Below are 21,304 nucleotides of genomic sequence, written 5' to 3' on the forward strand. Positions count from 1 at the left end.
CATCACTTCCAGTACTTGACGCGCGGGTCAAGCAACGGGAGGAGGAGATCGAGCAGGAGGACGGCGGTCAGGACGGAGAAGATCGCGATATCCGTGACGCCGAGAATGGTGTTGAAGTCGAGCTGCTGGATCGCGGTGACGAGGGTCGTCCCGAGACCCGGATAGTTGAACAGCTGCTCGACCAGGACGTTGCCGTTGAAGATGAAGCCGAGCGAGATACCGAACGCGGTGACCTGCGGCAGGTAGCAGTTGCGCAGCGCGTACCGGGTCAGGATCCGCCACGGCTTCAGGCCTTTGGCCTCGGCGTACACGAGGTAGTCCTCGCCGAGCACGGGCACCATCAGCATCCGCGTCGACAGGATCCAGCCGAAGGTCCCGATCAGCACGATCGACAACCCCGGCAGCAACCCGTACTTGAGCAGACTGCCGATGAAGGCCGGACTGAAGCCCGGATTGATATTGGAGTCGTACGCCGAGCGCGCCGGTAGCCAGCCCAGTGAGTACGCGAAGATGTAGACCAGGATCAGCGCCACGAAGAAGAACGGAACGTGAGAGAGCGCGATCGACAGGTTCGTCATGATCCGCGACCCGAGCTTGCCGCGCCGCCAGCCCGCGACCGCGCCGAGCGCCAGCCCGAGGATCCAGGCCAGTACGGCGGAGATCCCGAGCAGACCGATTGTCCAGGGCAACGATCGCAGGATCACGTCCTGCGCAGGCGTCGGATAGCTGATCAGCGACGGCCCGAGATCGCCGTGCAGGATCAGCTTCTTCATGTAGACCAGGTACTGCGACAGCAGGTTTCCGTCGAGTCCGAACTCGGCGCGGTACCGGGCGATGATCTCGGCCGAGGCCTGCTGGTTGTAGATGTAGTTCTGCTGCAGGCTCTGGATCAGCGTCTGGATCGGGTCACCGGGCATCAACCGGAAGAAGAAGAACGCGATGGTGAGCGCTCCCCACAGTTCCACCAGGTACAGCCCGAACCGGCGCACGGCGTACGCCGCCAGCGGGTGCCGCGACATCCAGGCCCGCACCCCCGACGTCGGGGATGCGGTGTCCTGGCTGTTGCCTGTAGCAACCGTCGGCGGGGCCTCCGCCGTCACGCCGGGCCCTTCGTACCGGTCGGCTTGATCTTGGCGAGGATGAACATGAAGTGCTGCCACCAGTTCAGCGGCACCTGGTACAGGTCCTCGTCGGTCGGCCAGCCGGTCCAGAAGACGGTGTTGAAGTACGACGGGTAGCCGGTCTGGATCACCGGCAGCAGCGGCAGGTCCTGGAAGTAGATCTCCAGCGCCTGGTCGAGCAGCGGCTTCGCCTCCGGAGCCGCCGGGTCCATCGCGGCGAGCTGGCGCGACAGGGTGTCGAACTTCGGGTTCCGGTAGCGCATCTTGTTCTTGCCTGCGGCGTTCTTGCCGATCGGCTGCGCCCGGGTGCTCTCCCAGTCGGCGTAGAGCTGCGCGGGGTCGAACGAGATGCCGGCCCAGTTGGAGTCGATGTCGTACTCACCGCGCTCGAACTTCTCACCGTGCACACTGCCGGACAGGCTGCGGAGAGTCGCCGGTACGCCGACCTTCGCCAGCTCGGTCTTGAGCACGTTGGCGATCGCGTACTCGCCACCGTCGACCGGTGACGCGGTGATGATCTCGAGGTTGACCTCCTTACCCTTGTACGCGCGCTTCCCGGCGGCGTTCTTCGGGCAGATCTGGTCGAGCAGCTCGGTCGCCTTCTGCGGGTTGAACTCGAACTTGTACTTGTTCGCGATCTCGTCGTTCTTCCACTTCTCGTTGGTCGGGTAGTCCGCCCACGGGTAGATCGCCGGTGGCACCTCGACCGGCCAGATCGACTTGCCGATCTTCTCCCGGTCCAGGCAGTAGTTGATCGCCCAGCGCATCTTCGGCTCCGAGATGACCCCGCGCGACGGGTCGCAGTTCAGCCACAGCACCCGCGGGTTCGGGTCGTTGAACTGGGTGGTGACCAGGTTCGGGTACCCGGTGTTGCGCAGCTGCTTGGCGTGCTGCTCGTCGATCGAGCCGACATCGAACTCGGCCCGCTCGAACGCGAGCGCGGCCTGGTCGGCCTGTTTCGACGTGCTCTGGTAGACGACGAACTGGGGCCCGACGTCGAGCTTGCCCTTGTTCCAGTAGTTCGGGTCCTTCTCCCAGACGAACATCTTCTGGTTCCGGATCGCTTGCTTGAGCTTGTACGGTCCGCTCTTGACCGGCGGGTTGTTCTTGAACTTCGTCGGGTCCTGCGACTTCCAGATGTGCTCCGGCATGATGTCGAACCCGGCGTAGATCGCCGAGATGAAGTTGTAGTGGAACCGCGGCGTCGCCTTGGTCAGCTTGATCACCGCGGTCTGCGGATCCGGGACCGTGATCTCCTTGACGAACTCCTTCAGCTCACCGCCGCCACCGAACAGCTCCGGGCGGTCGCGCAGCAGCATCACGGTGAACTTGAAGTCGTTCGCAGTGAGCGGTTTCCCGTCGCTCCACTTCGCCGCCGGATCGAAGTTGATCGTCAGCTCGGTGTGGTCGGCGTTGTACTTGTACCCGGTGGCCAGCCAGGGCGTCAGCTCACCGGTGGCGAAACTGAGGTAGAACATGGCTTCGCGGCACATCTCGTAGCCGCCGCTGCCCGGCGCGCCGTTCGGGATCAGGTTGTTGAAGCTGTCGAAGACGGTGAACTCGACCTGGCCGACGATCAATGTCTGATCCCGCGGGACCGGGATGTTGGCCTTGCCGATCTGCACCGACTTCGTCGCCACGGGCTTGTTGTTCGCGGGCTTGTCCGAGTACGAGCCGCCACCCGAGCACGCGGCCAGCAGACCGGTCAGCGCGGCCGCGGCACCTCCGCCGACCAGGCTGCGCCGGCTGAGTTGGTAGCGGACAACCTCGGCGACGTCTTCGAACTGCGGGCGCGGCCCTTCGTTGCTGGCGGGCGCGGTGTTCCTGTCAGGGACTGTGCTCATGACGAAAGTCACCTCAGTTTCCGTTGCGTTGACCGGACCATCACCGACCGAGAGGTGCCACGGACTATAAGTAGCGTTGACAACGTTGGCAAGAGTTCATTGCCACGTTGCAAAACTGAGCCCAAACCCGCAGATCAGTCGATATACCAACCTCTGACAACGATGTTTCGCTGTCCGTGACCACGTGAACGAGTGGTCACACCGTGGTGGTCACACGCCGCGTCACACGGTGACCGGTTTCTCTTGGTGCAACGGCCGCATCCCGTGGCCGGTATCGGCAACTTTGGGGGAACGACAAGTGAGCAGTACGACGATCGACTACGAGGCGATCAAGAAGAACCAGCGGGCGGGCTGGGAGACCGGTGACTACCCGCGGGTGGGCAACACGTTGCAGCTGATCGCGGAGCTGCTGGCCGAGGCCGCCGATGTGCACGCCGGAGAGCGCGTTCTCGACGTCGCCTGCGGCCAAGGCAACGCGGCGCTGGCGGCAGCTCGGCGGTTCGCAGAGGCGACCGGTGTCGACTACGCGGTCAACCTGCTCGATCAGGGTCGCGAACGAGCCATCGCCGAACACCTTCCGGTGACCTTCGTCGAGGGCGATGCGGAAGACCTTCCGCTGCCGGACGCGTCGTACGACGTAGTGCTGAGCACGGTCGGCGTGATGTTCGCGCCGAACCATCAGCAGGCCGCGGACGAACTGGTCCGGGTCACCAAGCCGGGCGGCCGGATCGCGCTCTCCAGCTGGACTCCGGCCGGCATGATCGGCCAGCTCTTCAAGGCCGTGTCGAAGTGGGCCCCGCCGCCGGCCGGCGTCCGGCCGCCAACCTTGTGGGGCACCGAACAGCACCTGCACGAGCTGTTCGGCGACCGGGTCGAATTCACCGCGATCACCAAGCGGGAGCACGTGTTCCGCTACCACTCGCCGGAGCACTTCGCGCAGTGGTTCATCGACAACTACGGTCCGATCACGCGGCTGGCCGGGACGCTCGACGGTGAGGACCACCGACGGTTCGCTGCCGAACTCGCCGACGTACCGCGAGCGTTCGACTACGCAACCGACGGCACAGTCGCCGCCCGCGCCGAATATCTCGAGGTGGTGGGAATCCGCCGCTGATCCAGTACGGCGAAGCCTCGGCGGATCGCGCTCTCCGGGTGACACTGGAGACCTCAGGCGAGGGGGCGAGATCTCTGGTGCGGGATGTTCCGGTCGTCGAGATCCGGTTGCTCGGTCCGCCGAGGGTGCAGCGGAGCGGCGCCGCGGTCCGGCAACCGCGAGGGCGGAAGGCCTGGGGGCTGCTCGGCTATCTGTTACTGGCCGAGCGGCCACCCAGCCGCCGACGACTGTCCGACCTGTTCTTCGCCGACGCCGACGATCCGCTCGGCGCACTGCGCTGGTCGTTGGCCGAGCTCCGCCGGGCGATCGGCGTACCGGGCCTGCTCACCGGCGACCCGGTCCTGACCGGCGCCATGACTGCCGACGTACTGCGCCTGGCAGCCGCGAGCGACGACGACCTGCTCGCGACCGGTGAGTTGCTCGAGGGAATCGAGCTCGAGTCCTGCCCGGAGTTCGAGTCCTGGTTGCTGCTCGAACGTCGTCGGATCGCGAGTGAGATCGAGGCTCAGCTACGCCAGAGAGCGATCTCCCGGCTCGCGTCCGGCCAGGCCGAGGCGGCCATTCCCTTTGCCGCCAAGGCCGTTGCCATCAGTCCGCACGAGCAAGGGAATCACGAGCTGCTCGTCCGCAGCCTGGCCGCGTCCGGCGACCGGGTCGCAGCCCTGCAACGGATCTCGCAGTGTGCGGAACTGTTCCGCCGCGAGCTCGGCGTCGAGGTCACCTCGTCACTACACGAAGCTGCGACACTCGTCCCAGATCCCACCCCACCGCTCAGCGGCCGGGCCGCCGCCGTGAGCCAACTCCAGGCCGGCCGAGCAGCGATCGTCGCGGGAGCCGTCGATGCCGGCCTCCAGTGCCTGCGCCAAGCCGCCACCCTGGCCGTCCAATGTCGCGACAAGACACTCGAAGCCCGCGCACTCGCAGCACTCGGCGGTGCGCTCGTCCACGCGATCCGCGGTCACGACGAGGAAGGCGCCATCGTCCTGCACCAAGCGCTTCTCGTGGCAGAACAGGCCGGAGAGCGCTCTACGGCCGTTCTCGCCCTCCGCGAACTCGGCTTCATCGAAGTCCAGGCCGGCCGCCGCCAAACCGCCGACAGCTGGCTCACGCGCGCCCAACAACTGACCGACACCGCCAGCGAACGCGCCGCCATCCTCGGCGTCCGCGGCATGAACGCCTCCGACCGCGGCGACTACCCCACAGCCTTCGAGCAACTAGGCGAATCCGTCGAACTTGCCGCGAGCTGCGGCGATCCCCGCCAGCAAGCCTGGTCCTGGTCCCTCGTCGGACGCGCACACCTCTTGCGGGCCGAGTACGCCTCGGTAACTACCGCCATCCAGGGCACCCTCGACCTAGTCCGGCGCGAACGCTGGATCGCCTTCCTCCCATGGCCGCAAGCCCTGGCAGCCGAACTCGACCTGTACGCCGGAAACCTCAACGACTCCACCACCGGCTTCGAGGAGGCCTGGGCCCTCGGCTGCCAACTCAACGACCCTTGCTGGGAAGGCATGGCCGGCCGCGGCCTCGCCCTCCTACACACCGCCCGCGGCGACCACTCAACAGCCACCGAATGGCTGGATCGCGCTCTCTCACGCGCCGGCCAGGAACCCGACCGCTACCAATGGGTCCACGCCCACGTCCTGGACGCAGCCATCACCGCAGCCCTGGCCCGCAACGACACCAACCGAGCCCACCCACTAGCCGCCGCCCTGTCGACCCTCGCTGCACGCTGCGACCTCCGCGAACTCCAAGCCCGCGCCTACCTCCACCTAGCCGCCCTCGGAGACCCGCAAGCAACCACCAGAGCACGCTCTCTCGCCCCCGCCATCGACAACCCACACCTACAAACCCTGATCCCAACTGTGGGCAAATTGAGCGCACAACCAGCCCCCAAACAGCCCACACATCCCTTGTAAATAAGGGCTTCTGGCCTCGAAAACTGTCGGTGGCCATGTCTAAGCTATTGGGTATGGAGACGTTGGCATTACCCCCGGTGTGGTCGCTGAGCGGCAGCGAACTGCTGTCCACTCTCGACACCGTCGAGGCCGCCACCGCTGTGCTGAATACCTACAAACTCCAACTCCTGGGCGGCCTGGACGACATGGGCATCGCCCAAGAATTGGGCGCCCGCAACACCGTCGAACTGGTCGCCGAACGCTACCGCCGCGATCCGGTCGAGGTCCGCAAAGACCTCGCCTTCACCAGCGCTCTGCACAAGTACCCGGCCGTGACCGCCGCCCTGCCCGACCCCGCCGACCTCGCGCGGCCCGCGGTGGTGTCTCCCGACCAGGCCAAGGTCATCGTCAAGACCTTGGAGAAAGCCCCCGCGACCGTCCCGGTCGAGACCCTGACGGTGGCCGAGGAGCAGATGGTCGAAGCGGCCCGGATCACGAACCCGCGTGAGCTGACCAGGTTCGGTGTGAAGGTCCTGTCCACGCTGGACACCGACGGCCCCGAACCAGCCGAAGAGCAGGCCCGCGCGAAAGAGTTCCTGCGGCTGCGGCCCACTGATGACGGCGTGAAGATCACCGGGTTCGTGGCCGGCGCCTACGCCGAACTCCTCAAGACCCAGCTCCACACCCTGTCCAAACCCCACAAGACCGTCGACGGCGAACGCGACCCACGCACGGCCGACCAGCGAGGCGCCGACGCGCTGAAGATCATCCTGGACCGCGCCGCAGGCAACCCCGACTCACCCGGCGTCCCGCACCTGACAGTCACCATCGACTTCGAAGACCTCAAAGCCTCACTGGCCGCCACCCCAGCCGCCTTCGGCGGCACAACCGAAGCCGGGGCGGCCGAAGCCGGGGCGGCCGACGGGCGTGGCGGGGTGGGTGAGTTGGTGTTCGGCGGGAACCTGTCCGCCGGCGCCGTCCGCCTCCTGGCCTGCGACGCCGCGGTCCTGCCGATCGTCCTCGGCGGCGACTCCCAACCGTTGGATGTGGGCCGCGAACAACGCTTCGTCAACCGCTACATCCGCCGCGCGCTGAACAAACGCGACAAAGGCTGCGTCGTCTGCAAAGCCCCACCCTGGATGTGTCACGCCCACCACCTCATCCACTGGGCTAACGGCGGCCCCACCAGCCTCCAAAACCTCGCGTTGCTATGCGCGGTCCATCACCGCGCTGTCCATGACGGTCAGTGGGCGCTGTCGATCACTCCAGACGGCGTCCAGGTCACCCGCCCGTCATGGGCCGACCCGCCACCGATCACCGACCCCGCCGCACTCGCCGAGGTCATCAACTGGGTCACCCCTGCCCACACCCACAACACCAACGACTGCGGTGACGATCGGGGCGGTGTCGGCAGCGCCAGTGCCGACTGGAGTGGCCTCACCGGCGTCACCAGCAACCCAACGCACCAGCAACCCGACCGGCTCCCCGCCGCCAGCACCCTGCCCAACCCTGGACTGGCCGCCGCCCGCGAAGCCCTCCGGACTTGGCTCACCGCAGTGGCACCCAACTACACCGACCCCTGGGGCACCAACACCACCCCCACAGCCGGACCGTAAACCCCACCACCCCGGGTTCACCACCTCACCGATCCACCCACCCCATCACCCCACCGCGGCAGCCGGTCCCCAGACCGGCCCGCGGACCTACCCACGCCCACCACACAACCACCACAGCCACAGCCGCTGCCCACACCACCGCATCAGCCGCCACCCCCGTGATTTCCAAGCAGCACCTACACCGACGGGTCAGCGCAAAAGCCCTCTGATCCCCGGGCCGGGCCCTACACCGACGGGTCAGTCGCAAAGCAACCTGATCCCCGGGGCAGCACCTACAGCGGTGGGTCAGCCACCTGCCCACCTGATCCCGCAGGCAGCAACCACAGCCCGTCGACCTCAGGCGACGCAGGCGCCGGTCGCCGCCAGCAACCATCCCCCTCAGCCACCGGACCGCCCAGCCACACCGCCTTTAGTCGGCCGCAGCGGCGAACAACCACCGCGCACGCCACCGGCCGAGTCCATGCAGGCAGCCGACGCGACACGTGCACAAGCCCAGGCCACGACCCCAACAGCAAGCCGCATCCGAGATGCAGCAACCACAGCGCTGGGTCAGCTGCAAGCCGCCTGATCCCACTGCAGCAACCACAGCCCGTCAGCCCCAGACAACGCAGACACCGGTCGCCCGCAGCAACCATCCCCCTCAACCACCGCACCGCCCAGCCACCCCGCTTTTGATCGGCCGCAGCGGCGAACAACCACCGCACACGCCACCGGCCGAGTCCACGCAGGCAGCCGACGCGACACCCGCTCAAGCCCAGGCCGCGACGTCAACAGGAAGCCGCATCCCGGAGCAGCAACCACGACGGTGAGTCAGCTGCAAACCGCCCGATCCCGATGCAGCAACCACGACGAGAGGTCCGCTGCAAGCCTCCTGATCCTCAGGCAGGAACCACAGCCCGTCAACCCCAGACGACGCAGGCTTTGGTCGCCCGCAGCAACCATCCCCCTCAACCATCGGACCGCCCAACCCACCCTGCTTTCAACCGGCCGCAGCGGCGAACAACCACCGCACACGCCACCGGCCGAGTCCACGCAGGCAGCCGACGCCACGCCTGCACAACCCAGGACGCGACGTCAACAGGAAGCCGCATCCGCGAGCAGCAACCACTGCTATGGGTCAGCCGCAAGTCGCCTGGTCCCGGGGGCAGCAACTAAGGCGGTGGGTCAGCTGCAAGGCACCTGATCCCACTGCAGCAACCACAGCCCGTCAGCCCCAGACGACGCAGGTACTGGTCGCCCGCAGCAACCATCCCCCTCAGCCACCGGACCGCCCAGCCAACCTGCTTTTTGGTCGGCCGCAGCGGCGATCAACCACCGGGTGCGTCGTCGGCCGAGTCGATGCAGGCGACGGCCCGGTCTAAGGGGCAGCTGCGAGTCAGCTGGTCGCAGGGCAGCGGCGACCACGGTCTGTCGGCACCAGACGACTGGGAGTCGGCCACCCCGGCTCAGCCAGCGGATCGACTGGCGGTTCTTTGCTGGCGGGCGTTTGGGCGACGTGACGGGCAGGAGGGGGCCGGCTTGCGGCTGCGCTCTTCTGCTCAGGTCAGCGGGCGGGAGCGCGGTAGGTGCCGCTGCCTCGTGTTCTTCGTGTCGTGGGGTGGGCGGGCGGCTAGTCGTAGGAGGCGTCGGTTAGGAGTTCTGAGGTTCGGTCGGGTTCGTTGAGGACGGCTCGGATGACGTGGCGGCGGTCCCAGCGGGTGCTGGCCCAGGCTAGGGCTTTGGCTAGGCCGTCGAAGGTGGCTGCGTGGGGGGCGCCGTCGGCGTCTACCCACCAGGAGACCTCTACGCCGTCGACGGTGAGTTCCTCGTGCTCCCACCACACGTGCGGGACCTCGGGGACTAATTCGCGCACGAGCTCCGGTACGTCGGCAGGCGTCCCGGCACCGTCGATCTTGCCTTCGGCAATTTCTTGGGCGAGCGGTACGTCGAGCAGGTCGCTCAGCCCGTCGGCCGCGGCGCCGGAGGCGACCACGAATCCGCCGAGATCGGCGCGCTGCAACCACATCGGGCTGTCCGCGACGACGGCAGCATCGGCTTCGACCACCTCGGTCCAGCCGTCCTCCCCCAGCACTCGGACGTGCTCTGGAGCATCACCGGGGAACAACGGCAGCGTCCCCAACTGCCGCCAGAAACGGAGGAGAGCGCTCTCTGAGATCTCCTGATCCGGATCGGCGAGGCGCTCCAGCACCAGGCTGATCCCATCCGCGTCGAGATCGCCGACTTCACGTACCAGGCCCACCGCCGACCGGACCTCGGGATCGAGATCGCGAGTCCACTCGGGGGCCGCGTCCAGGAACGCCGCGAGAACATGGTCCGCGTCGGGATCGGCCCGGCCGGCCAAGGGCTCGCCATCCTCGAGGAGAACGCGCTCTCTGATCCACCACGCGGAGTACGACGGTACGCCGAGCGGCCGGTCGTCGGGGCCGACCACGCGCACCTGAGTAACCAGGGCACGGCGTAGTTCGGGAACGGTTCCGAGAATTCCGAGAACCCGTGGCCACGCGTCGTCCTTGATCCAGTCGAGATCGCGGATCGCGGTGAGTTCGCCGACGGTCGCGCCGTACCGCGAACCGTCCGGCGCCACGTCGTATGCCCAGTCCTCGATCGCATCCAGGTCCTTGAGGGCCTCCGGCAACCGGTCCAGCGCGACATCCGAGGATGTGACGATCCCGAGAGTCGCGAGTACGCCGACGGCCGCCAGCGCGGGCAGTCCGTACCGCTCGACGACCGCGGGATCGATCGGCGCAACCTCTTCGTCGTCCAGCACCGCCTCGGCGTCGGACCCGGGAACCACGAGAGCGTTTGCCGGCACCAGCTCGCCGTCCACGTCACGCAGCACGAGATCGGACAGCCACCAGAGGCCTTCGACCTGTGCCGGGTCAGTCGCAACCAGGCTCAGTACGGCGTGCGCGATCGCGTCCGGGTCGTCTGCCTCGACGGAATGCTCGACGACGGTTCGTACGGCGCTGTCTTCGAGCAACGAACGTGGTGATGCCGGAATCGCGCCGAGTCGCTCGAGCGCTGGGTCCACGGCGGCCGGGTGGACGACGCGAACGCCGTACTCGCCGAACTCAGCGAGGACGTCGATCGGGAGCTCCGGGCCGGGAAGCAGAAGTGCGCGGGCACCGCGGACGAGGCGGCCGTCGGCGAGCGGAACCGGCAACGTACCAAGGGATTCCCGCAGGAGTGCGTCCGTCACCATGCCAGAGAGAGATCCGTAGAGAGCGCTCCACCACTCCGGCGACTCGTCGGCCGCGGCGGTCCCGAGCTGGTCCACAACCTCGGCCAACTCCAGCCGCCGAACGCCGAGTGCATCCAGCGCGAGCCGATCCTGCCGAGTCGAGCCGATCAGCCCCGGCACGATCGGCGCCAGCACCTGATTGAAAGCGTCGTCAGCACCTTCGACCACCACCGCATCCCGAGGACGTAGCAAGCGGCCGTCCTCGACCGCACGCACGATCGCCGTCCCCGGCAGTACCGCGAGAATTGCCTCCCGCAACGCCTGATCCAGCACGCCGGCCGCCAACCCCGTGGGTGCCAGCGGCAACACATTCTGCTCGGGGCGCTCAGCACGTCGGTGAAGGAGGTCGGCGTAGGCGGTGGCTGCTTCGTGGACCAGGCGGTCGGTGAGTGGGCCCTTGGCTACATGGCGGCGGGTTGGGTCGAGGGGGAAGCTCGCCAGCAGGAGCGCCGGCAGAGAGAGCGCTTCCTCGGTCGGGGTCGGCGCTTGGACGACGTTCGGGAGAGCCGTGCTGGGATCGCGTGGGAGGGCCCAGAGGACCGAGTAGTACGGGCGAGAGCGCTCTTCGATGGGGCGGTCGGCGAGTAGCTGTTCGCGCTCGCCGGCGTCGAAGGTTCCTGCGGTGCGGTGGATCCACCAGCGCGATTCCGCGTTCTCGAGAACGCGAGTGCCATCGTCGGTCTCGAGGACGATGCTTGAGAGACCGGGGAGCGCGAGCAGCAGCGGATCTCCAGCTTCAGCCAGCAGACGACTCACGAGAGCGGCCGCGGCCTCGTCGCGTAGCGGCAGGATGACCGCGGTGTCGTAGCCGGCTGGTGGTTCGCCTTCGGCGGCGAACGGCAGGCGCAAGACCGGCACCTTGCCGTCGCGCCGCCGTACCTCGGTGTCGAGTCCGGTCTCGCCGAGTGCTGCGATCGCTGCCGCGGTGTCGGCCTTGGAGAACCTGACACCGCCGGTGCGCGACAAGATCACCGGCTCGTCAGTCACCGACAGAACCGCGGAGAACCCGACCCCGAACCGTCCGACGGCCGACTCGTCCGCGTCGCGCTTGGCCGAGGCCCGCAGCGTTGCCAGGGACTCGACGCCTTCCGCGGACAACGGCGTACCGGTGTTGGCGACCACGAGCGTGTTTCCGCGGAACTCGAACAGCACCCGGCCAGGTACTCCCGCGCGGACGGCGGCGTCCGCGGCGTTCTGGGCGAGCTCGATCACCAGGCGGTCGACGTACCCGCCGAGTGCGAGATCTTCCTCCGCGTTCGCGTCCTCCCGGAACCGCATCGGCGCGGCGGACCAGCCTGCCAGGACGCGTTCGCGGATCCCGGCCGTTCCGAACACATCGTCGCTCACGCGGTGCAGTATGCCGGGGCGTGGGCCGACCGGTACGGCGAGGGTGCCCGCCGGGACAGGATGATCTGCCCCGGCGAGCGCTCTCTCACTGGAACGAACAGCCCGGGTTCGCCGCGTCCTCGGACAGCGGGGCGCCCTTCGGGTTGAAGTAGTAGACCAGCAGCACGATCGGCTTGTCGGTCAGGTTGCGCCCGATGTGGGTCTGGTGGTCGGGTTCGTGGAAGACCGAACCCTTCTTGTAGTGACCGTCGGACTTGCAGTCGCTGCCGAAGTGGTCGAGGGTGCCTTCGGCCACCCGGGCGATCAGGTTGCCGTCGTGGAAGTGCCAGCCGGTCGTCCCACCCGGCTGGATGGTGATCTTGCGGTAGACGATGTCCGTGTCACCGACCGTCTTCTGCCACAGGATCTCGCCGGTGACGCCGGACGGCGGGGTCGCGTTCGCGGTGGCCGGTACGCCGACCAGCGTCGCCGCCGCCAGACCGGTGATCGAGAACGCGGAGAGCGCTCCCCGAGTAACTGCGCGCATGAGTGGTTCCCTTCAGGGTGTTTGGTTTCGCAGGTGAAGACCGGCGAGGTGTCTGCCGTGTGACATCGCCATCCACATTCTGGTCAGTCACAGCGCGAGGGCCATGCTGCCAGGTCGCGGTTATGGTTGGGCGGTGATCCCACCCGGCAGCCGGTACGTCGCCCTCGGAAGTTCGTTCGCAGCGGGTCCCGGAATCGACCCGATCGTGCACAAACCGGCAGGCCGTTCGGGCCACAACTACGCGCACCTCGTCGCGGCGGAGCTCGGTCTCGACCACATCGATGTGACGTACTCCGGCGCGACCACCGCACATCTGCTCGACACCCGCCAGGACGATGCGCCACCGCAACTCGAGGCTGTCGGCCCGGATACCGCTCTCGTCACGATCACTGCCGGAGGCAACGATCTCGAGTACGTCGGGACGTTCCTGCGCGGGAGTGCGCTGAACACGCTGGCCAAGCCGGCGACTCTTCTCGGCCGCCGGGTCGCGAACCGAATCCGGGCGCGGGTCAGCTATCTCAAGGACGATGCCGCCTACCAGGCCGCCGCAGACTCGCTGGCGAGCGTGGTCGAGAACGTCAGAGAGCGCTCCCCGAAGGCGCGCATCCTGCTCGTCGACTACCTCACGCTGGTTGGCCCGAGTACTCGTCCGCGGCTCGATGTGCCGCTGAACGAGGAGCAGTTGCCGAGCGTCGCGATGACGGCCGACGGGCTGGCCACCGCGTTCGCGAAGGCCGCGGCGGCCACCGGTGCGGACCTGATCGCCGCCTCCGCGGCCAGTCGTGAGCACGCCATTGGCTCCCCCGAGCCGTGGACGACCGGCTTCACCCTGCGCCCACCCGGCATCCTCGGCGGCTTCGTGCCGTACCACCCGAACGCCGCCGGCATGCGCGCCGTCGCCGACCTCATCGTCAACCACCTCCGCGGCTGAGCGGCCGTCACCGCGACCTGTCCGTGCCGCAACCTGTCGGCGTCTGAAACTGTCGGTGGCCGTTGTTACGTTGCGGTGCAGGATCGGCGAGAGGATGGATCATGGCTGTGGTGGCATTGCGGGACGTCGAGGACGGCGATCTCGACGCCTTGTTCGAGCAGATGCGGGATCCGGAGTCCGTCCGGATGGCGGCCTTCACCGCTCGGGACCCCAACGACCGCGACGCCTTCGACGCACACATCGCGCGACTGAGATCCGATCCCGAGCTCACCTTCCTCGCCGTCACCCGCGACGGCCAACTGGTGGGCACCGTCGGCCGCTTCGAGATCGAGGGCGACACCGAGATCACCTACTGGATCAATCGGTCCGTGTGGGGACAAGGTATCGCCGGACAGGCACTCGCCCTGCTCCTCGAGCGCACCACAGTCCGGCCGATCCACGCCCGCGCGGCCAGTGACAACGCCGGTTCGCTCAGGGTGCTGCAGAGAGCCGGGTTCGTCATCACCGGCACCGACATCGGCTACGCCAATGCGCGTCAGGCCGAGATCGAAGAAACCATTCTCCGTCTCGACTGACGCCCGCTCTCAGTCACGCACCGGGACCCTGAGAGACCGCTGCAGGAAGTCGAGTTCGCGATACAGCAGGTTGGCGATCGTGTCCTCGTCGGCGATGCTGTGCCCTTCGCCGGGGAGGACGATCAGTTCGTGCTGCTTGCCTGCCGCGGACAGCGCTCCACTCAGGCGCAGGGCATGCGAACTCCAGACGTTGGTGTCCGCGAGACCTTGGACGATCAGCAACGGCCGCGTGAGTTCCGTTGCATACGGCAGCAACGATCCGCGGCGGTACGCCTCGGGCTCCTCGTCCGGGTGCCCGAGAAAGCGCTCTTTCCAGTAGCTGTCGTACTGGCGCTGATCAGTGACCGGCGCACCGGCGATCCCGGCATGGAACACGTCCGGCCGATGGATCACCGCGGCGGCCGCCAAGAAGCCGCTGTAGCTCCATCCGCGCACCGCGACTCGCTCCAGATCCAGATCGCCGTACCGCTCGGCGACCCCGCGCAGGGCCGCAATCTGGTCGTCGAGCGCCGGGGTCTTCACGTCGCCGTGGACAGCGCGCTCGTATGCCGGTCCGCGGCCCGGCGTACCTCGGCCGTCGGCGCTGATCACGACGAACCCTTGTTCGGCGAACCACCGCGAGACCGCATAGTACGGCGCTGGGTGCGCCATCACGAGCTGGAATCCGGGGCCGGCGTACGGGTTCAGGAGAACCGGGAGATTCGGCATGCCGGGGCGATGCCAGGAGGGCCGGAAGACGGCGGTGCGCAGCTCGTCGGGGCCGGCCTTGATCAGCTCGACGTCGAGTTCGAGGTGCGGTCGCTCCGGGCGGGACTGGATGGGGCGGCCGTTGATCATGATCCGGCGTTCGTTCATGGTGCGGCAGTCGAGCAGTAAGGTGCTGTCGGCAACGAACCCGTCGTTGACGCCTGGCTCCGTGGTGAGGGCGCGCAGGTCACCGTCATAACAGTAGAGCTGCGTCTCGGTCGGTTCGGTCTGCGCCAAGAGAGCGATTCCCGCCTGGGAAACAGACCGGATCTCCGCGACCTGGAGGCCCGGCGGCGTGACGAAGTCCGTGCCGACGACAAGCCGGTTGGTGTCACAACTGAGGTCGCGCTCGATCCACACCAACTGGCCGTCGGCGGTGCGCGTCGGCGTACCGGGCTGGACGTCGACCCACTGCTCATCGGTGACCTCGCGGACGACGGTCGTCTCCCCCGTCGCCGGATCCGCCTCAAGCAGCAGGACCCGGCGCTGATCGCGACTCTGCACCGCGAACAGCGGCTTCTCCGTCGTCCAACTGGCCTGCACCAGGTACTCGAACTCGACGTTGTCCCACTCGACCTCCACGCGGCCGCCGTCCAAAGCGATCAGGCTGAGCGTCACCTCCGCGTTGGCCGTGCCGGCCCGGGGGTAGCGGATTCTCTTCGGCAGAGCATCCGGCCGGGTCGGATCGGCGAGGTGGCGCAGCTCGACCCGGCTCTCGTCAACGCGGGCGACCAGCAACTGATCTCCGCTCGGAGACCACCAGATAGCGCTCTCTCGGCCCATCGACAGTGACGCGGCGAACTCGGGAACACCCCAGTTCACCGCCTCGCCGTCCGGCTTCGCGAGCGTACGGCGCTCGCTGCCGTCGACCCCGACGATTTCGAGGGCTCCACCCTGCGCGAAGGCGATCATCGTCGCGGTCGGGTCGATCCGGGCGGCGTCGACGGCACCGATTGGAAGGTCGGTCCGATCGCCGGTGTCGAGGTTGGTGACCGAGACTCCTTCCGCGGTCCGCAGGCAGACGCGGGCGAGCGCCGTACTGTAGCTGTCGGCCGGGCCGAGGCGTTGTTCGCGACCGCGAGCAGCATCGACCGCCCAGAGCGAGCCGCTGCGGTTGAACATCGCGTACCGACCGGTGCTATCGATCGCGAGACCCGTAACGGCTCCGGCGGTGAAACGTCGCGTCCGCGCGAATTGACGAGGCAGGTCCTCCGGCGGCCGGGTCACTGCGGCGTGTGGACGTAGGGAGTCGTGGTCGTCACCCGGAGAAAGCCCAGCCGCTGCAGGATCGGCGAGCTGTCGTCCGAGGCGTCGACGTGGAGATATTTGTAGCCCTGGGCAACAGCTCGGGCGGCCCGAACGGCGACGAGTGCCTTGTAGATGCCCTTGCCTCGCCACTCGGCCAGCGTCGAGCCACCCCAGAGACCGGTGAACTCGGTGTCCTTCTTGTACACAGCCCACGCGGCCGAAACGACCTGGCCGTCGGCCTCGGCGACGTAGATGTCGGTCTGGCCGGTGGCGTGCCGGCGCGTCAGATCCTCAGCGAGCCAGGACCAGTCGTCGTTCCAGACTGTCGACTCCATCGCCGCGATCCGCTCGAAGTCGGCACGCTCACCGGCCAACCGAATCGACACTCCATCGACGACGTCGCGCCCGCGCAAACGGTCCACGATCTCCGCGCTCTCGGCGATCAGAACGGTCTCCTGTTCCTCCGGCTCGAAACCGGCGGCGCGCAAACGGTCCGGCAGATCCGCCGGCAGGTCGTGCCCGCGCAACTTCCACTCGACCGGCCATCCCTTGGCCGCGAAGTACTCGCGCTGCCGTGCGATCAACGCGTCCAGCTCAGCACCGTCGAGACCCTCGAGAGAGCGGTAACTCACGAACCCACGGTTCGGGTACTCGACCCGGATCACCGGCCCGTCCGTACTCGTCGGAACGTCGGCGCTCTCACTGGCACCGCGCAGTTGATCGTCGTACGCCGACAGCAGCCGCGCGACCTGGTCGGTCCTCTGATCGTTAGTCACAGGAGGACTCTTTCACGCTTCGGTGGCCTGGAGGAGAGCACGAAGGAGGGCTTCGAGGTGGTCCTGGTCAGCTTCAGGGAGAGCGCGCACCAGGGATTGCTCGACGTCTTGGATGTCGCCGATACCGCGCTGCCAGATGTCGAGGCCGGCGGGCGTGAGGCGAGCGAGGACCTTGCGGCGGTCGTCGCGGTCGTGGTGCCGCTCGACGTACCCGCGGCGCTCCAGAGCATCGAGGCGGTTGGTGAGCGCGGCGGGTGACATGGCGAGGTGTTTGGCGAGCTCACCCGGGGTTGCCTGGTACGGCGAACCGTTGCGGCGCAGCAGATGCAGTGTCTTGAACTCCCACCACTGCATCTCGTACTTCGCCAGTACGGCGTCGCGACTGCGGTCGAGGTATTGGCCGAGTGACTGCAGCCGGACCGCGATCCCCTCGACCCGGCGATCGAAGCCGGGGATCTCGCGTTCCCACTGGTCGACGTGCCAGTCCACGAAGTCTTCCTTCACCGGTCTGATTTTTCACCGACTGAAGCTTAGTTGTCAAACATTTCGACGTCGAAGTACTTTCGGTGCACCAGTTCGGGATCGTGAGGAGACGTCACATGGTGCAGGTCGAAATATCGGCGGTCGCGGCCGCGGCGGGACAGCTGGTGCTGGCGGGTCAGTGGGGAGTCGCGCGCGCTCTCCTGGAAGCGACACAGCCGGTGGAACCAGCGGAGGTCCGGGCGGTCGCACTGGCGCTGGCCGGGGTGTCGGTGGACGAGGACTTCGCCCGGCAGACGCAGACCGGGGAGCGCTCTCTGGCGGCGCTCGGCCGCGCTCTCGAAGCCTTGCCGGATGCAACGATTCGTTGGGATGCCGCGTTGCTGCAACTGCGCTCGGACTATGCCCCAGCGTTGTTCGCCGGCGCGACAGAACGCGGCGACGCGCTGGTCGCTGAGGCACTTGCGCTGCGAGATACCGCTCCCGACGACGGCCGGGCCGGGATGGCCGCGTTCTATGCCGGAGTGATCGCGGACAACCTGCTGAGCGACTCAGCTGCCGCGTTCACGCACTACACCGAAGCCCTGAAACGAGGAGAGAGCGCTCTCGATGATCTCGTGATCTCTCTGGCGCTCCGGCATCTCGGGGATCACGCGCACACGGCCGGCGACCTAAAGCTCGCGCGAGCGCTCTGGGAGCGGTCGACCGAGTTGCGGCAGAAGATCGGGCACTTGCTGGGAGCGCTCGCTCAGCAGACGTTGCTTTCCGTCCTACTGAAGGACGAGGGCGACGGCCCGGGATCGCGGGCACTGGCCACCGAGGTGAACAGGTGGGCGCACCAGGCCGGCATCCCGTTCATCGAGCAGCAGACCGCCGAAATGATGGTTTGACTGGCAGCCCGAACTCCGCCGGTACGCCGGGGCTGTACAGCACGTGGTCGGGAGGCCCCGCTGGTTCGGGCAGGCCGACCGACGGGAACAGACCCGGCATGTGCAGCTTGGTGACCGTTGCGGAGTGAAGCTCCCAGACCGGGTGATGGTTCGGCAGGTACCACGTCCGGCCGGCTCGACGGGCGTGCAAACCCCAGCGGGCCGTGAGGAAATCGGCCAACGGATCAGTGGGTACTGCCGGCCCGGTGTCGACCGTGATCAGGGCGGTCACGGCGACACCGGGCCGGCGCAGTCTCGACCTGTAGGTATGCGTAGAACCCGAACCCGAACCCGAAGCCGTGTGGGTCATCCGAGCCCAGCGGTACGGGAGGGCGAAGACCGCGCGAGCGATCGACACCACCGCGAGCCGGTTCGCATCGAGGCTGAGGAACACGACACCACGACGGCCGGAATCGTCGATCGAGTACAGCCGGATGTTCGTTTCGAGGAACGTACCGAAGTAAGGAACAGCGGGCCCATACGGGAGGCCGGTACCGACCATCCGGAACGGAACCAGCCCGACATAGGTCCGTCCCTCGAAGACATCCGGTCGCGTACCGGGCGGGAAGAACCGCGCGACCTCACCAGGATCCACCGCCCAGTGCAGGAAGGTGAGATCGAGCCACTGCTGCCGCAGGATCCGCGGCCGCCGTAAGTCCGGCGCCACCGGCCAGCCGACAGAATCACTCATGGCGCCGAGCGTATCCGGTAGCGGACATCAACTGGCCGCTACCGCAACTAGCGTCGAGAACATGACAGAGAGCGCGTTCCGGGTCGAGATCCCGCAGGCCGAACTGGACGAATTGCGGCGCAGGCTGGACTCAGCCCGCTGGCCGAACCAACTCGCCGGCGCCGAGTGGTCCTGCGGCGTCGAACTCACGAGGCTGCGCGAGCTCACGTCGTACTGGCATGACGAATACGACTGGCGACGATTCGAGGACCGGCTCAACCAAGTCCCGCACTACACGACCGAGATCGGCGGTCAGCGCGTGCACTTCCTGCACCACCCCAACCCGGGCAAGCCGGTCCTGCTCCTGCTGCATGGCTGGCCAGGTTCCGGCGCCGACTTCCTCAACGTTATCCAAAAGCTTGCCGCCGACTTCGCCTTCGTGGTGCCGACCCTCCCCGGCTTCGGGCTCTCCGGACCGACCACAACCACCGGCTGGAATGTCGAGCGAATCGCCCAAGCCTGCCGGACGTTGATGGAGAACCTCGGCTACGACCGGTACGGCGTCCACGGCTACGACTGGGGCGCGCGAATCGGCCCCGCCATCGCCCGCGAGGCGCCAGACCGCCTGCTCGGCCTACACCTCGACGGGTACCTCGCATTCCCGCACGACGAGGAACTGACCGAGGCCGAGCAGGAACGCCTCAGCGGACTCGACCGCTGGGAGTCCGAGCGCTCCGGCTACGCCGCCATCCAAGGCAGCCGCCCACAGACGCTCGCATACGCCCTCGACGACTCCCCCATCGGCCAGCTGGCCTGGTTTCTCGAGTGGTACGACGACTACGGCCACCGAGTAGGTGCCATCAGCAACGACCTGATCCTGGACGCCGTCACCCTGAGCTGGTTCACCGGTACGGCGGGCTCGTCCGGCCGCATCTACCGCGAAGCCGCTGCGAACTGGGGCGCCGAGATCAAGTACTGCCCGGCGCCGACCGGTCTCGCGGTCTACCCCGGCGACTGCACGGTACGCCGCCTCGCAGAACGCGAGTTCGACGTCGTCCACTACCAAGAGTTCGACCGCGGCGGCCACTTCGCCGCCCTGGAGGTCCCCGACCTGGTCGCCGGTGACCTCCAGGCTTTCTTCACGAACCAACGAGCGAGCTAGGAGGAGAAGGCCGCGTCGAAGGAGGCGGTGGGCGGGTCGAAGGCAAGGGTGCGGACGAACTGCAGGGCCTCGGCGGCGCCGACCAGGCGGTCCATGCCGGCGTCTTCCCATTCGACCGAGATCGGGCCGGTGTAGCCGATCGTGTTGAGCATCCGGAAGCAGGCTTCCCACGGTACGTCGCCGTGGCCGGTCGAGACGAAGTCCCAGCCGCGGCGGGGGTCGCCCCAGGCCAGGTGGGAGCCCATGCGGCCGTTGCGGCCGTTGCCTACCTGGCGCTTCGCGTCCTTGCAGTCGACGTGGTAGATGCGGTCCTTGAAGTCCCAGAGGAAGCCGACCGGGTCGAGGTCCTGCCAGACGAAGTGCGACGGGTCCCAGTTCAGCCCGAAGGCCTCGCGGTGGCCGACCGCCTCCAAAGCCAGGGAAGTAGTCCAGTAGTCGTAGGCGATCTCCGACGGGTGCACCTCGTGGGCGAAGCGGACGCCTTCGGCGTCGAAGACGTCGAGGATCGGGTTCCAGCGGTCCGCGAAGTCCCGGTAGCCGGCCTCGATCATGGCCGGCGGGACCGGTGGGAACATCGCGACGGTCTTCCAGATCGACGATCCGGTGAAGCCGACCACGACGTCGACACCCAGTGCGCGGGCTGCGCGGGCGGTCGTCTCCATCTCGGCGGCGGCCCGCTGCCGGACACCCTCCGGCGAGCCGTCGCCCCAGATGTGGGCCGGCAGGATCGCCTGGTGCCGCTGGTCGATGGGATCGTCGCAGATCGCCTGGCCGAGCAGGTGGTTCGAGATCGTCCAGACCTTGAGGTTGTGCTTCTCCAGGATGTCCAGCCGGTCCCGCACGTACGCCGGGTCCTCGGCCGCACGCCGTACGTCGAGGTGGTCGCCCCAGCAGGCGATCTCGAGGCCCTCGTAACCCCACGACGAGGCCAGCCGGGCCACCTCCTCGAACGGCAGGTCGGCCCACTGGCCGGTGAACAGGGTGATCGGTCGCGCCATGTCCTCTCCTCGTTTCTGTGCCGGAATTCTGCGCCGAAATTCTGTGCAGACGTTCTGTGCAGGGATGGTGTCCCCGGCGACACC

The 21,304-nt window shown here is 67.5% G+C and carries 16 protein-coding genes; 7 read left to right on the plus strand and 9 right to left on the minus strand.

Going from position 1 to position 21,304, the window contains the following annotated elements:
• Positions 1 to 2: 2 nt before the first annotated feature.
• Positions 3 to 1,100 carry an ABC transporter permease gene (locus tag ABD231_RS05550; RefSeq protein ID WP_344145982.1) on the minus strand — a complete coding sequence of 366 codons (1,098 nt, stop codon included), beginning with the start codon at positions 1,098 to 1,100 and terminating at the stop codon, positions 3 to 5.
• On the minus strand, positions 1,097 to 2,965 hold the full coding sequence (locus ABD231_RS05555) for an ABC transporter substrate-binding protein (protein ID WP_344145985.1): 1,869 nt from the start codon (positions 2,963 to 2,965) through the stop codon (positions 1,097 to 1,099). The genes ABD231_RS05550 and ABD231_RS05555 overlap by 4 nt, the downstream gene beginning before the upstream one ends.
• Before the next feature lie 298 nt (positions 2,966 to 3,263).
• On the opposite strand from ABD231_RS05555, the gene ABD231_RS05560 reads away from it, so the two are divergent.
• The 3 genes from ABD231_RS05560 (at position 3,264) to ABD231_RS05570 (ending at position 7,590) form a co-directional block, all read left to right on the plus strand.
• Entirely contained in the window at positions 3,264 to 4,079 is an 816-nt protein-coding gene (locus ABD231_RS05560; RefSeq protein ID WP_344145988.1) for a class I SAM-dependent methyltransferase, read from the plus strand.
• Between the two features lie 77 nt (positions 4,080 to 4,156).
• Entirely contained in the window at positions 4,157 to 5,995 is a 1,839-nt protein-coding gene (locus ABD231_RS05565) for an AfsR/SARP family transcriptional regulator (RefSeq protein ID WP_344145991.1), read from the plus strand.
• 53 nt (positions 5,996 to 6,048) lie between these two features.
• Positions 6,049 to 7,590 (plus strand): HNH endonuclease signature motif containing protein, encoded by a 1,542-nt coding sequence (locus tag ABD231_RS05570; protein WP_344145994.1) that lies wholly within the window; start codon positions 6,049 to 6,051, stop codon positions 7,588 to 7,590.
• A 1,609-nt stretch (positions 7,591 to 9,199) separates the two neighbouring features.
• Here the strand turns inward: ABD231_RS05570 and ABD231_RS05575 are convergent.
• Together ABD231_RS05575 and ABD231_RS05580 are read right to left on the minus strand one after the other, a co-directional pair.
• Positions 9,200 to 12,178 carry a sacsin N-terminal ATP-binding-like domain-containing protein gene (locus ABD231_RS05575; RefSeq protein WP_344145997.1) on the minus strand — a complete coding sequence of 993 codons (2,979 nt, stop codon included), beginning with the start codon at positions 12,176 to 12,178 and terminating at the stop codon, positions 9,200 to 9,202.
• 85 nt (positions 12,179 to 12,263) lie between these two features.
• Complete coding sequence (locus ABD231_RS05580) at positions 12,264 to 12,704, minus strand: cupin domain-containing protein (RefSeq protein WP_344146000.1); 441 nt, start codon at positions 12,702 to 12,704, stop codon at positions 12,264 to 12,266.
• A gap of 133 nt (positions 12,705 to 12,837) precedes the next feature.
• Here ABD231_RS05580 and ABD231_RS05585 point away from each other — a divergent pair, with 133 nt between their 5' ends.
• Positions 12,838 to 13,635: an SGNH/GDSL hydrolase family protein gene (locus ABD231_RS05585; protein ID WP_344146003.1), complete on the plus strand. Its 798-nt coding sequence runs from the start codon at positions 12,838 to 12,840 to the stop codon at positions 13,633 to 13,635.
• A gap of 101 nt (positions 13,636 to 13,736) precedes the next feature.
• The gene (locus ABD231_RS05590; protein ID WP_344146006.1) at positions 13,737 to 14,210 is read left to right on the plus strand and encodes a GNAT family N-acetyltransferase; all 474 of its coding nucleotides are present in this window, start codon (positions 13,737 to 13,739) and stop codon (positions 14,208 to 14,210) included.
• Between the two features lie 9 nt (positions 14,211 to 14,219).
• Here ABD231_RS05590 and ABD231_RS05595 read toward each other — a convergent pair whose 3' ends face one another.
• From ABD231_RS05595 to ABD231_RS05605, 3 genes are all read right to left on the minus strand, one after another.
• Positions 14,220 to 16,079, minus strand: a complete 1,860-nt coding sequence (locus ABD231_RS05595) for a S9 family peptidase (protein WP_344146009.1) — start codon at positions 16,077 to 16,079, stop codon at positions 14,220 to 14,222.
• A 101-nt stretch (positions 16,080 to 16,180) separates the two neighbouring features.
• Positions 16,181 to 16,981 carry a GNAT family N-acetyltransferase gene (locus ABD231_RS05600; protein WP_344146011.1) on the minus strand — a complete coding sequence of 267 codons (801 nt, stop codon included), beginning with the start codon at positions 16,979 to 16,981 and terminating at the stop codon, positions 16,181 to 16,183.
• Positions 16,982 to 16,993: 12 nt separating this feature from the next.
• A complete protein-coding gene (locus ABD231_RS05605; RefSeq protein ID WP_344146014.1) occupies positions 16,994 to 17,485 on the minus strand; it encodes a MarR family winged helix-turn-helix transcriptional regulator in 492 nt (163 codons plus the stop codon).
• 95 nt (positions 17,486 to 17,580) lie between these two features.
• On the opposite strand from ABD231_RS05605, the gene ABD231_RS05610 reads away from it, so the two are divergent.
• Complete coding sequence (locus tag ABD231_RS05610; protein WP_344146017.1) at positions 17,581 to 18,351, plus strand: hypothetical protein; 771 nt, start codon at positions 17,581 to 17,583, stop codon at positions 18,349 to 18,351.
• On the opposite strand, the gene ABD231_RS05615 is transcribed toward ABD231_RS05610, so the two are convergent.
• Positions 18,317 to 19,081 (minus strand): YqjF family protein, encoded by a 765-nt coding sequence (locus ABD231_RS05615; protein ID WP_344146020.1) that lies wholly within the window; start codon positions 19,079 to 19,081, stop codon positions 18,317 to 18,319. The two genes, ABD231_RS05610 and ABD231_RS05615, sit on opposite strands and share 35 nt — an antisense overlap.
• A 61-nt stretch (positions 19,082 to 19,142) precedes the next feature.
• Here ABD231_RS05615 and ABD231_RS05620 point away from each other — a divergent pair, with 61 nt between their 5' ends.
• Positions 19,143 to 20,222 (plus strand): epoxide hydrolase family protein, encoded by a 1,080-nt coding sequence (locus tag ABD231_RS05620; protein WP_344146023.1) that lies wholly within the window; start codon positions 19,143 to 19,145, stop codon positions 20,220 to 20,222.
• Here the strand turns inward: ABD231_RS05620 and ABD231_RS05625 are convergent.
• Positions 20,219 to 21,220 carry a sugar phosphate isomerase/epimerase family protein gene (locus ABD231_RS05625; protein ID WP_344146026.1) on the minus strand — a complete coding sequence of 334 codons (1,002 nt, stop codon included), beginning with the start codon at positions 21,218 to 21,220 and terminating at the stop codon, positions 20,219 to 20,221. The two genes, ABD231_RS05620 and ABD231_RS05625, sit on opposite strands and share 4 nt — an antisense overlap.
• Positions 21,221 to 21,304: the final 84 nt, after the last annotated feature.

The organism is Kribbella yunnanensis (assembly GCF_039529655.1).
In the GTDB taxonomy this organism is placed as follows: Bacteria; Actinomycetota; Actinomycetes; order Propionibacteriales; family Kribbellaceae; genus Kribbella; species Kribbella yunnanensis.

Excerpts from the sequence above, each read along its gene's own strand:
- ABD231_RS05590 (WP_344146006.1), top strand. The coding sequence starts at position 13,737 with ATGGCTGTGGTGGCATTGCGGGACGTCGAGGACGGCGATCTCGACGCC.
- ABD231_RS05620 (WP_344146023.1), top strand. The coding sequence starts at position 19,143 with ATGACAGAGAGCGCGTTCCGGGTCGAGATCCCGCAGGCCGAACTGGAC.
- ABD231_RS05595 (WP_344146009.1), bottom strand. The coding sequence starts at position 16,079 with ATGTTCAACCGCAGCGGCTCGCTCTGGGCGGTCGATGCTGCTCGCGGT.
- ABD231_RS05615 (WP_344146020.1), bottom strand. The coding sequence starts at position 19,081 with ATGAGTGATTCTGTCGGCTGGCCGGTGGCGCCGGACTTACGGCGGCCG.
- ABD231_RS05570 (WP_344145994.1), top strand. The coding sequence starts at position 6,049 with ATGGAGACGTTGGCATTACCCCCGGTGTGGTCGCTGAGCGGCAGCGAA.
- ABD231_RS05580 (WP_344146000.1), bottom strand. The coding sequence starts at position 12,704 with ATGCGCGCAGTTACTCGGGGAGCGCTCTCCGCGTTCTCGATCACCGGT.
- ABD231_RS05625 (WP_344146026.1), bottom strand. The coding sequence starts at position 21,220 with ATGGCGCGACCGATCACCCTGTTCACCGGCCAGTGGGCCGACCTGCCG.
- ABD231_RS05610 (WP_344146017.1), top strand. The coding sequence starts at position 17,581 with ATGGTGCAGGTCGAAATATCGGCGGTCGCGGCCGCGGCGGGACAGCTG.
- ABD231_RS05555 (WP_344145985.1), bottom strand. The coding sequence starts at position 2,965 with ATGAGCACAGTCCCTGACAGGAACACCGCGCCCGCCAGCAACGAAGGG.